The sequence below is a fragment of the Bradyrhizobium sp. USDA 4461 genome (genome assembly GCF_054055655.1).
Window position 1 is genome coordinate 7,854,540 of record NZ_JBSRXM010000001.1, and the last position, 11,305, is coordinate 7,865,844.

At 65.3% G+C, this 11,305-nt stretch carries 8 protein-coding genes; 3 read left to right on the forward strand and 5 right to left on the reverse strand.

What is annotated here, in order from left to right; all coding sequences use genetic code 11:
* Window positions 1–102 precede the first annotated feature (102 nt).
* Window positions 103–1,521, forward strand: coding sequence for a TolC family outer membrane protein (locus ACVINW_RS36900; RefSeq protein ID WP_456755832.1), 1,419 nt, complete (start codon window positions 103–105; stop codon window positions 1,519–1,521).
* Window positions 1,522–1,659: 138 nt separating this feature from the next.
* Window positions 1,660–2,628 (forward strand): amidohydrolase family protein, encoded by a 969-nt coding sequence (locus tag ACVINW_RS36905; RefSeq protein WP_456755833.1) that lies wholly within the window; start codon window positions 1,660–1,662, stop codon window positions 2,626–2,628.
* On the opposite strand, the gene ACVINW_RS36910 is transcribed toward ACVINW_RS36905, so the two are convergent.
* The 3 genes from ACVINW_RS36910 to ACVINW_RS36920 form a co-directional block, all read right to left on the reverse strand.
* Complete coding sequence (locus ACVINW_RS36910; protein WP_456755834.1) at window positions 2,621–5,755, reverse strand: efflux RND transporter permease subunit; 3,135 nt, start codon at window positions 5,753–5,755, stop codon at window positions 2,621–2,623. The genes ACVINW_RS36905 and ACVINW_RS36910 overlap by 8 nt on opposite strands.
* A 90-nt stretch (window positions 5,756–5,845) precedes the next feature.
* Entirely contained in the window at window positions 5,846–7,096 is a 1,251-nt protein-coding gene (locus tag ACVINW_RS36915; RefSeq protein ID WP_456755835.1) for an efflux RND transporter periplasmic adaptor subunit, read from the reverse strand.
* A 150-nt stretch (window positions 7,097–7,246) separates the two neighbouring features.
* Window positions 7,247–8,668, reverse strand: coding sequence for a CoA transferase (locus ACVINW_RS36920; protein ID WP_456755836.1), 1,422 nt, complete (start codon window positions 8,666–8,668; stop codon window positions 7,247–7,249).
* A gap of 148 nt (window positions 8,669–8,816) precedes the next feature.
* On the opposite strand from ACVINW_RS36920, the gene ACVINW_RS36925 reads away from it, so the two are divergent.
* A complete protein-coding gene (locus tag ACVINW_RS36925) occupies window positions 8,817–9,104 on the forward strand; it encodes a hypothetical protein (protein WP_456755837.1) in 288 nt (95 codons plus the stop codon).
* Between the two features lie 547 nt (window positions 9,105–9,651).
* Here ACVINW_RS36925 and ACVINW_RS36930 read toward each other — a convergent pair.
* Window positions 9,652–10,311 (reverse strand): hypothetical protein, encoded by a 660-nt coding sequence (locus ACVINW_RS36930; RefSeq protein WP_456755838.1) that lies wholly within the window; start codon window positions 10,309–10,311, stop codon window positions 9,652–9,654.
* Between the two features lie 236 nt (window positions 10,312–10,547).
* On the reverse strand, window positions 10,548–11,084 hold the full coding sequence (locus ACVINW_RS36935) for a GlcG/HbpS family heme-binding protein (protein WP_456755839.1): 537 nt from the start codon (window positions 11,082–11,084) through the stop codon (window positions 10,548–10,550).
* Window positions 11,085–11,305 lie beyond the last annotated feature (221 nt).

Below are 11,305 nucleotides of genomic sequence, written 5' to 3' on the forward strand. Positions count from 1 at the left end.
TCGCGTGGCGGTTTGCCTGTGGCCGTCGTGGCCCGTAAACAGGTAGATGTGTCGATGGCGTCTGCGGGTGCGGACTGCCGGGGCTTTGGTGTGCGGGATCACATGGTTGAGCGTGCCGCTGAGATCGGCGAGGTGGCGAGGCGCGTGCTTTTGTCGGGCATCGGCCTTGGCGCCTTGGCGTGCGCGCTGCTGAGCTGTCCTGCCGCCCGCGCCGAGAGCCTGCCCGAAGCCCTGGTCAAGGCCTATCAGACCAATCCGCAGCTCAATGCCGAACGAGCGCGCCAGCGCGCCACCGACGAGAACGTGCCGCAGGCGCTGGCCGGCTATCGCCCCCAGATCACAGCCGGTCTCTCGGTCGGCCTGCAGGCAGTGCGCGACCAGCTGCCCGGCAACGTCATCCAGACCGCGACGCTGAAGCCCTGGCAGATCGGGGTCACGGTGACCCAGACCCTGTTCAACGGCTTCAAGACCGCCAACAGCGTCCGCGTCGCCGAGTTGCAGGTGCAGTCCGGCCGCGAGGCGCTGCGCAATGTCGGCCAGGGCGTGCTGCTCGACGCCGTCACCGCCTATACCAACGTGCTGGCCAACCAGACCCTGGTCGAGGCGCAGCGCTCCAACGTCGCCTTCCTGAAGGAGACCCAGGCGATCACCCAGCGCCGCCTCAATGCCGGCGACGTCACGCCGACCGACACCGCCCAGGCCGAGGCCCGGCTCAACCGCGGCCTCGCCGATCTCAATGCCGCCGAGGTCAACCTCGCGATCAGCCAGGCGACCTATGCGCAGGTGATCGGCAACCCGCCGTCGCAATTGCGGCCAGCCGAGACCACCGACCGGCTGCTGCCGCGCAGCCGCGAGGACGCGATCGCATTGTCGCTCCGCGAGCACCCCGCCGTGACCGCGGCCGGCTTCGACGTCGACGTCGCCTCGACCTCGATCCGCGTCGCCGAGAGCAGCCTGATGCCGAACGTCTCGGTGCAGGGCAGCGTCAGCCGCGCCCGTGATACCGACCAGACGCTCGGCACCTTCGGCACCGATCAGGCATCGGTGATCGGCCAGATCACCCAGCCGATCTACGACGGCGGCACTGCGGCCTCGCAGACCCGGCAGGCCAAGGAAGTGGCGGCCCAGAGCCGGCTGGTGCTGGATCAGGTGCGCAATCAGGCCAAGACCGCCGTGGTCAGCGCCTGGGTCGCCAATGAGGGCGCCAAGATCGCGGTGTCGGCCTCCGAGTCGGAGGTGAAGGCCGCCGAGGTTGCGCTGGCCGGCGTGCAGAAGGAAGCCGCCGGCGGCCAGCGCACCACGGTCGACGTGCTCAACGCCCAGCAGGATTTGATCACGGCACGGGCGCGGTTGATCGGTGCGCAGCGCGACCGCGTGGTCGCTTCCTACACACTGCTCAGCGCGGTCGGGCGCCTCGACGTCAAGACGCTCAATCTCAAGACGCCGGACTATCTGCCAGAGGTGCACTACCACCAGGTCCGCGACGCCTGGCACGGCTTGCGCACGCCATCGGGACAATAGGCTTTGTGGAACCGGTCGCACAGCGATCGGACCCTTCCCGCCCGCTTTCTCCGCCGATAACCTCCCGCCCCGCCGGCCATCAACAAAGCCGGTGCGCGGAGTGCGCGCATAACAGCCGAGCACGCAGGGAGACGTCCAATGCTGACGCGACGCGATATGATGCTGGCTTCCATCGCAGCCGGAGTGACCATGACCAGCAGCAACGCATTTTCCAGGGCCGCACAACCATCGACCGCGGTGAATTTCGACGTGCCTGCCGGTGCGTGCGACTGCCACACCCACATCCATGGTGATCCCGCCAAGTTCCCGTTCTTCGCCGGCCGCGTCTACACCCCCGAGCCGGCCTCGCCAGAGGAGATGAGCGCGCTGCACAAGGCGCTGCATGTCGAGCGCGTGGTGATCGTGACGCCGAGCGTCTACGGCCCCGATAATTCGTCGACGCTGTTCGGCATGATCGCGCGCGGGCCGACCGCGCGCGGCGTCGCCGTGATCGACGACAAGACCAGCGAGGGCGATCTTGATGCCATGCACAAGGCCGGCTTCCGCGGCATCCGCCTCAACCTCGCGACCGGCGGCGTCAACGATCCCAATGTCGGCCGGCAGCGCCTCTCGGCCGCGATCGAGCGGATGAAGGCGCGCGGCTGGCATGTCCAGCTGTTCACCAGCCTCGCGATGATCTCCGCGATCAAGGACCTGGTCGCCACGGCGCCGGTGCCGGTCGTGTTCGACCATTTCGGCGGCGCCGAGGCCGCGCTCGGCACCGGCCAGCCGGGGTTCGACGACCTGCTCGCGCTGGTCAGGTCCGGCAAGGCCTATGTCAAGATTTCCGGCGCCTACCGCGCCTCCAAGCTCGCGCCCGACTATGCCGACGCCGCGCCGCTGGCGCAGGCGCTGATCGCGGCCAATGCCGAGCGCATCGTCTGGGGCACCGACTGGCCGCACCCGGACTCGGTGACGCCACCGGGCAGGAAGGTCACCGAGGTGACGCCGCTGTATCAGATCGACGACGGCCGACTCCTCAACCAGCTCCCGGTCTGGGCGCCGGACGCCGCGGTGCGCAAGACCATCCTGGTCGACAATCCGGCACGGCTCTACGGCTTCACCTGACGGTATCCCTCGGCCGGCGCGAGAAGTAGGAGATCAGCACCGGCAGCGTGACCAGGATCACCAGCGGCGCCAGCATCATGCCGGTGACGACGACGATGGCGAGCGGCTTCTGCACCTGCGAGCCGATGCCCTCCGACACCGCCGCCGGCAGCAGGCCGATGCCGGCGACGACGCAGGTCATCAGCACCGGACGAAGCTGCAACTCGCCGGTGCGGATCACCGCGCGCATCCGGTCGTAGCCCTCGTCGATCAGCTGGTTGAACTGCGACAGGATGATGATGCCGTCCATCACGGCGATGCCGAACAGCGCGATGAAGCCGATCGCCGCCGAGACGCTAAACGGGATGCCGGAGATCAGGAGCCCGAGCACGCCGCCGAAGATCGCCATCGGGATCACGCTCATCGCCAGCATGGTGTCGACCATCGAGCCGAAATTGAAGAACAGCAGCACAGCGATCAGCACCAGGCTGATCGGCACCACGATCGACAGCCGCTTGATCGCGTCCTGCAGATTGCCGAACTCGCCGACCCATTCGAGCCGCGAGCCGGGCGGCAACTGTACCTGCTCGTTGACCTTCTGCTGCGCTTCCAGGATCGCGCTGCCGAGGTCGCGGTCGCGCACCGAGAACTTGATCGGCAGATAGCGTTCCTGCTGCTCGCGATAGATGTAGGCCGCGCCCGAGACCAGCTTGATCGAGGCGACCTCGCTCAGCGGGATCTGCGTGATCCCGCCATTGGGATTGCTCGCCCCGACCCGCAGGTTCTGGATCGCCTCGGCGCTCTTGCGGTAGTCCGGCGCAAGGCGAACGATGATCGGGAAGTGCCGGTCGCTGCCGGGTTCATAGAGATCGCCCGCGGTGTCGCCGCCGACCGCGACCTTGATCGTCGCGTTGATGTCGCCCGGGGACAGGCCGTAACGCGCCGCCCGCGCACGATCGACGTCGATCTGGACGGTCGGCTGGCCGAGCGAGGTGAATACGGCAAGGTCGGTCACGCCCTGCACGGTGGAGAGCACGGACTTGATCTTGTTGGCGGTGTCGGTCAGCGCCTGCAGATCATTGCCATAGAGTTTGATGGAATTCTCGCCCTTCACGCCCGACACCGCCTCCGAGACGTTGTCCTGCAGATATTGCGAGAAGTTGAACTCGACGCCGGGGAACTTATCCTGCAACTGCGCCAGCAATTGCGCGGTGAGTTCGTCCTTGTCATGCGTGTTGGGCCATTCGCTGGCCGGCTTCAGCGGCGCGAAGAACTCGGCATTGAAGAATCCCGCCGCGTCGGTGCCGTCGTCGGGACGGCCGTGCTGCGACACCACCGACACTACCTCGGGACGGCTGCGGATCAGCTTGCGCATCTCGTTGACATAGGCGTTGCCCTCCTGCAGCGAGATCGTCGGCGGCAGCGTGGCGCGAATCCACAGATTGCCTTCCTCCAGCTTGGGCAGGAATTCGAGGCCGAGGAAGCGCACGAAGATGATGGTCATGACGACGAGCCCGGCAGCGCCGGCCATCACGATCTTGCGGTTGGCGATCGCCCAGTTCAGCACCGGCAGGTAGATCGCGTCGAGCTTCTTGACGATCCAGGTCTCGGTCTCATGGATATGCGCCGGCAGGATGATCGCGCTCAGCGCCGGCGTGATCGTGAAGGTCGCCAGCAGACCGCCCGCCAACGCATAGGCATAGGTCCGCGCCATCGGCCCGAAGATGTTGCCCTCGACGCCGCCCAGCGTGAACAGCGGCAGGAACGCGGCCACGATGATGGTGGCGGCGAAGAAGATCGAGCGCGAGACGTCGGCCGCGGCCGACAGGATCGCATGGCTCTTCATCCCCATCACCGTATCCTCGGAGATGTGCGCCCGCTCGATCTCCGACAGCGCTGTGGTCTGCGACAGCCGGCGGAAGATCGCCTCCACCATGATGACGGTGGCATCGACGATCAGGCCGAAATCGATCGCGCCGACCGACAGCAGGTTGGCGGATTCGCCGCGCAGCACTAGGATGATCACGGCGAAGAACAGCGCGAACGGGATCGTCGCACCGACGATCAGCGCGCTGCGGAGATCGCCGAGGAAGATCCACTGCAGCAGCACGATCAAGAGGATGCCGACCACCATGTTGTGCAGCACGGTGTGCGTGGTGAGCTCGATCAGGTCCTTGCGGTCATAGATGCGCTCGATCTTGACGCCGGGCGGCAGGATCGTCGAATTGTTGATCTGGTTGACCAGCTGCTCGACGCGGGCGATCGTCGGCGACGATTGCTCGCCGCGGCGCATCAGCACGATGCCCTGCACGATGTCGTCGTCGCCGTCGATGCCGGCGATGCCGAGCCGCGGCTTCTCGCCGATCGTGACCGCGCCGATGTCCTTGACCAGCACCGGATTGCCGCCGGATTGCGCGATCATCGTGTTGGCGAGATCGTCGATCGAGCGGATCAGGCCGACGCCGCGCACCACCGCCGACTGCGAGCCGATATTCACGGTGTTGCCGCCGACATTGATGTTGGCGTTGGAGACCGCCTGCAGCACCTGCGGCAGCGTCAGGCCGTTGGCGACCAGCTTGTTGAAGTCGACCTGGATCTCGTAGGTCTTGGTCTTGCCGCCCCAGCCGGTGACGTCGATCACGCCGGGCACGGCGCGGAAGCGGCGCTGCAGCACCCAGTCCTGCAGCGTCTTGAGGTCGAGCACGCTGTAGTTCGGCGGCCCCTTCAGGCGGTAGCGGAATATCTCGCCGATCGGGCTGGTCGGCGAGATGCCGGGCTGCACGTTGCCCGGCAACGGGGCGAGCTGCGACAGCCGGTTCAGCACCTGCTGCAACGCCTCGTCATAGGTGTAGTCGAACGAGAACTGCAGTTTGACGTCGGAGAGGCCGTACAGCGAAATGGTACGGATGGTCTTCAGGTTCTTGATGCCGGCGACCTGGGTCTCGATCGGGATCGTGATGTAGCGCTCGATCTCCTCGGCCGAGAGGCCCGGGCTCTGGGTCACGATGTCGACCATCGGCGGGGTCGGGTCGGGATAGGCCTCGATGTTGAGCTGCTGGAATGCGAGCAGACCGCCGATGAAGACGATGGCGAACAAGGCCACCATCAAGTAGCGGCGATTGACGGCGATTGCGACCAGGCGATCCATTCAGATCGGAGCTTTCAACGGTGAGGATTTTTCTTGCTGAGCATAGTCGATCCGGAAATGCCGGGTCCCCGTTTTCCGGATCATGCGTCGTTATGTGCCGGACGCGGCGCGGTCGATGAAGAGGCTTCCCTTCGTCACGATCTGCTCGCCCGGCTTGAGGTTGCCGGCGACCTCGACGAGATCGCCGTTGATGAGGCCGGGCTTGATCTGACGCAGCTCGATGGTCTTGTCGTCGGGCTTCGCGACCCAGACGCGAACCTGATCGCCCTCGTAGATCAGCGCCTGCTTCGGCACGCCGACCGCCGGATGCTCGCCCTTCGAATACAGCGTCACGTTGGCGAACATCTCCGGCTTCAGCCGGTTGTCGGCATTGTCGATGGTGGCGCGGACCAAGAGCCGGCGCGAAGTCGGATCGATCGCCGCGGCCACGTAGTTGATCCGGGCCGAGAACACCTTGCCCGGCAACGCCATCACGCTGAAGCTGACGTCCTGCCCGACCGCGACATTATCGGCATCGGACTCGCGGACATAGGCGATCAGCCAGACGGTGGAGAGATCGCCGATCACATAGACCGGATCGCTGGCACCGGTCGAGACGTACTGGCCCGGACCGGCCTTGCGCTGCACGATGGTGCCGCCGAGCGGCGCGAACACCGTCGTCTCCGGATTGAGCCGGCCCTTCTGCTGCAGCGTGGTGATGGCATCGTCGCCGAAGCCGAGGATGTGCAGCTTGTTCTGCGCGGCCTCGAGCAAGGTCTGCGCCGAGCGCGCGTCGTTCTGGGCCTGCACCAGCGTGGCCTGCGCCTGCTGATAATCCTTCAGCGGGATCGCCTTGCCGTCGGACAGGTCCTTGGCGCGCTTCTCCTGGATCGCAGCGAGGTCGAGCGCCGACTGCGCCTTGTTGAGGCCTGTCATCGCCGCCACATAATCGTTTTGCGCCTGCACCGTGTCGGCGGCTTCGATCACGAACAGCGGCTGTCCCTTGGTCACGCTCTCGCCCGGCCGCACCAGCAGGCGGGTGACGCGGCCGGTATAGGGCGAATACACCGGGGTCGAACGATCCTCATCGATCCCGATCTTGCCCTCGGTCACCAATTCGGAACGGAAGGTATGCTCGGCCACCGCCTGGAAGGTCAGGCTGGCCCATTCGGGCGGGGTGGGGGTGTAACGCGATCCGCCCTTGCGGGACTGGCTGGAAACCTCGGACGACGGCGTCGGCTTGGCCGCGCTGAGACGCGTATAGCCGTACACGGCGGCACCGGCCAGCGCCGCCACCACCACCACCGTCACCAGCCGCGGTCGGCTAAGGGTCTGCATTCGTTTGCTAAGCTCTCTAAGCATGCGGTCCGGGGCCCGGTCGCTGCCGCTGCCGGCGGGACGGCCGCAGCGGTGCGCTAATAGTGCCGAATTGGCGTCGCAAACAACCTAAAAAACGCGGTTTGGCTGCGCTTGAGGTTAAAGTTTCGACGGCATGAACGGCGGCTGAACGTCTCATCCGGGAAACTCCGGGGCAGGAAACTCCGGAGCGGGAAACTCCGGGGAATGGCTGCCGAGCGGCATGGCCGGGCGGGACCAATGCGCCGGGGTCCGCGACAGGATCGCCGCGTGCCGGACCGAGCTCAGCGTGCCGAAACCGGACGGAAGCTGCTCGATGAAGGGCCGCACCGCCTCCGCCTTGAGGTCCTCGGTGGCAAGGCCGGTGTCGAGGCGGCCGAGATTCCACAGCCAGCGCCCGGTCTGCGCCAGCGACACCCGGACGTGCCAGCTGCCGCCCTCGCGGGCCTGGCGGGCCCTGGCCATCATGGCGCCGAACGCCATGAAATATCCGGTGGCGTGGTCGAGCATCTGGGCCGGCAATTCCTTCGGTCCGTCGACGCCGGCCGCCTGCCCCTCGGCATGATTGAAGCCGGTCGTGGTCTGCACCAGCGAATCGAAGCTGCGGCGCTCCGCCCATGGTCCGGCGTGGCCATAGGCGGACAGCGTCACATAGACGATCCCGGGATTGATCCGCGCCGCGTCCTCCGGAGCGAAGCCGAGCCGCGCGATCGCCTGCGGGCGATAGCCCTGCGAGAGGATGTCGACCTGCGCCACCAGGCCGCGCATCACGGCGCGCCCCTGCTCGCTTTTCAGCTCGATGAGGCTCGTCAGCTTGCCGCGGCCGGTGTCGATGGTCAGCCAGGGAATCGCCGGCAGGCCGGGACCGGAGATCAGCAGTACGTCGGCGCCATGCGCCGCGAGCGTGCGGCCGGCGACGGGGCCTGCAATCACGCGCGACAGGTCGAGCACCCGGATGCCGGCCAATGGCCGATCGCCGGCGGGCCAGGGCCTGGGCGCCGCCTCGCCGATCTTCTCGATCGAGATCAGCGGCAGTCTTGCCAGTTCCTTGGCATGCGGCGTCGCCGACCATTCGTCATATGAGCGCATCAGGGCCACGACGCCGCCTTCGGCATAGGCCGCGGTCTCGAACGCCTCGCCGTCCCATTGCAGCAGCGCGGCCTGGACCTCGTCGCGCTCGGCGTTGCAGCCGAGCACCTTGCAGACGGCATCGCGATGATGCGGGAAATTGGTGTGGAGGCGGACGAAGCGGTTGTCCCTGACACGGTAGACGCCGGCGATCTTGTCCCAGGCCGGCGGCGGCGGCTTGCCGTCGACGCGCAGATAGCGCTCGCTGCGGCATTCGACGACGGCATGGCGGATGTCGACCGCGACCTCCTGCCCCTCGCCGCGGCGGGCCTTCCAGATCTCGGCCGCGGCAAGGCCGGCGGCTGCGATCGGCGCCTGCGCGGCGGCGGCGACCCGAAACGACGACGGCAATTGCGGTTCGCTGCCGGTAAGCCTGATAGCATCGAGCGCGGACGGCGCACCACCGGCGCCGGTCCAGATATCGGCAAGGATCTCACGGATGCTCTGCATGCGCGTTCCCGTTTGCGATTAATCTATGCCCGAGCTTGATGACAAATTAGCGTTGTCCGATCTCATCCATCATACCTTGTCGGGCATAATCCTTTCGGAAAACCGCTTCACATCTCATGCCTTCTGCCCGACCCGAACAGGAGTTGCAATGGTTGCCATCGATCCCATCACTGCCGGCGCAGTCTTCATCGCGACCGCGGCCACCGACGCGGTCTATGTCATGTTTACGTCGGCGGTGGTGGCGCGCAAGCGCGTGCCGGCGGCGACCTGGAGCAGCATCTGGTATCTGCTCTCCTCCTATGCGGTGATCAGCTACACCGAAAACTGGATGTATGTCGCCTTCGCGGCAGCTGGCTCCTGGGTCGGCGCCTATGCGTCGATCACCTTCCTGCACCGTCCGCCGGGCGGACCGCCGGTGGGCGCCGCGGTGGAATAGTGTGCAGCTGCGCAAGGATTGATCCGTCTGCGAAGGCAGACCGCTTGTAAGCTTCACGTCAGTTTCGCGTAAGCTACGTGTCAGCATTCTCGCGACACGAACTGTCCGAGCTTTGCTTGTCGTTCCGCCCTCTCCGTTGGGGAGGGCGCAGGGAAAGCCGGGTGCCGATCGCACCCATGGGCCCCGTGCAATAGCTAGAAAGCACGGGGGTAGGACCACAGGTGTAACCGGAACAACCCGGCTTTCCCTGCGCGATGGGCTACGGCTTATACGTGCTCTCCCCGGCGAGACTTGGCTTTGTTGTCACCGTCTTCACAACGCGCACTGCGCAATCGGAAGAGACACCTACCGCTAGGGCGTCAGGCCTGCACGATTTCGCCGTCCGCCTCATGCGCATTCGTCGACTGCGCAATCGGCGTCCACCGCATCTCGACCCACGTTCGTGACGACCGCGAAGCGCCCCTCGATCGGGTGAGACAGGAAATTCATACACCAAATTACGCTTCGGATAAAGCGAAATATTTTCACGCGCGGTGATTGACAGGGTTTAGCTGAGTTGCCCGTCGGGTTGTTTTGTCGCAGCAGGCTCCGGATCCGCGGCATTTTCTACTGCAAAACGACGCAACCGCCGTCGCCAGATCACCCCCAGTATCAGTCTGATAAACCACTCCGGCACATTCAGGTGACGGAGGGTTTCGATCTGGCCCTGCTCCTGGCGTTGCTGAAAACTAGGATCGGATAGGTATTCCCGGTCACTGGCGCACCACGCGATCGTCTGCCTGATCTCCTCTCGCATCAATTCCACATCAGGCAGACCGGCGAGAAAGCTCAGTTCGCGTCGCAGGCAAATCGCCTCGATGCGGTGTCGATCCTTCTCGTAATATTCGATGCCGCAGCTCTCGAGCCTCGCATGGGTCGCCTCATGAACGATGGTGGACGCGATCCGTTCGATCGTCATCGTCTCATGGAGCACATAGCGCTCATCGAGGACGCAGCCATTCAGCGATCGTTCGTAATGCGCCTGAGCACTCGGAATCAGATGCACCCATATCCGGTCGAGCCTGGTGATGACACGGGAGTAATGCAGCGCGTGATGGTGCTTGATCAGGGTGAGCGCCTCGACGACGCGATGCAGGGCAGGATGCGGCTTGCTTTCGGAGGTCCCGACCCAGAGGCCATCAATGGTCCGGTTTTTCGAGAAGCGCATGAACAGCCGATCAATGAAGGGCGGTTTCGGTCTCGACGGCTTCGCAACAGCTGGTCCGCACAGATCGCGTCGCCTATCCAAGTGCTGCGGCAAGTGCCCTCGTCGTGGTCGGCTTTCCGTAACGCTTGTAGCAGATACTCCTTTCGATCGCTTTAGGAGGTTGATTCAAATACCAGGAAATTCGCTGCCATCTGCCGGAGCGGTGTTCCGGCAGATGGCATGGAACGTAGTTCGTTTTACTTCAGCGCGGCTTGCCCGGCGAGCGAGATCACATTGTCCTGCGAGCCGGTGCCGCCGCTGACGCCGATGGCGCCGACGATCTTGCCGTCGACGATCAGCAGATTGCCGCCGCGCGAGGCGATCACGTCGTCGAGGGTCGTGAGATAGTTGAAGTAGGCACCCTTGCCGATCAGGTTCTCGAAGGTCAGCGTGGGCCGGCGATAGCGCGTCGCGGTGCGCGCCTTGTGCTGCGAGACGCCGATCGAGGCGTATTGGCAATTGTCCTGCTTCTCGAAATAGACGAGCTCGCCGGCCGGATTGACGATCGCGATGCAGAACGCATTCCAGTTTCGCTTCTGGGTCTCGGCGACCGCGGCGGCGGCAACCTTCTTGGCGGTCTCGAGGTTGATCGGCTCGCCATAGGGCGGCGGCGTTAGCGCATCGGGGACGACGTCGTTGGGATTGTCGGGATTGGAGGGCACCTGGGCAAACGCGCCGGTGGCCGTGACGAACGCGATGCAGGCCGCGCCGATGAGCGCCGTGAGATAACGCATGGAGTGCTCCCGAATGTTGTCGTTGCAAACCCCGGATCGAGTGCCCGGGCGGGGGGACGATAGCAACTGATCCGCGGCGCACAAGGCGGCAGCGATCGGTGTGCAGCGCAGTATGCATTCCGCTGCGATGAAGATCGTGTGAGGATAGAGGCTACCGTCATCCCGAGGTGCGCGCCGTTGCGCGCCTCGAAGGATGCACGGCCCCGCTGGCGGCCCCGCGG

Bases quoted from the DNA above. Each gene is read 5' to 3' on its own strand.
- ACVINW_RS36935 (WP_456755839.1), bottom strand. From the start codon at position 11,084: ATGCGTTATCTCACGGCGCTCATCGGCGCGGCCTGCATCGCGTTCGTC.
- ACVINW_RS36910 (WP_456755834.1), bottom strand. From the start codon at position 5,755: ATGGATCGCCTGGTCGCAATCGCCGTCAATCGCCGCTACTTGATGGTG.
- ACVINW_RS36920 (WP_456755836.1), bottom strand. From the start codon at position 8,668: ATGCAGAGCATCCGTGAGATCCTTGCCGATATCTGGACCGGCGCCGGT.
- ACVINW_RS36925 (WP_456755837.1), top strand. From the start codon at position 8,817: ATGGTTGCCATCGATCCCATCACTGCCGGCGCAGTCTTCATCGCGACC.
- ACVINW_RS36915 (WP_456755835.1), bottom strand. From the start codon at position 7,096: ATGCTTAGAGAGCTTAGCAAACGAATGCAGACCCTTAGCCGACCGCGG.
- ACVINW_RS36905 (WP_456755833.1), top strand. From the start codon at position 1,660: ATGCTGACGCGACGCGATATGATGCTGGCTTCCATCGCAGCCGGAGTG.
- ACVINW_RS36900 (WP_456755832.1), top strand. From the start codon at position 103: ATGGTTGAGCGTGCCGCTGAGATCGGCGAGGTGGCGAGGCGCGTGCTT.
- ACVINW_RS36930 (WP_456755838.1), bottom strand. From the start codon at position 10,311: ATGCGCTTCTCGAAAAACCGGACCATTGATGGCCTCTGGGTCGGGACC.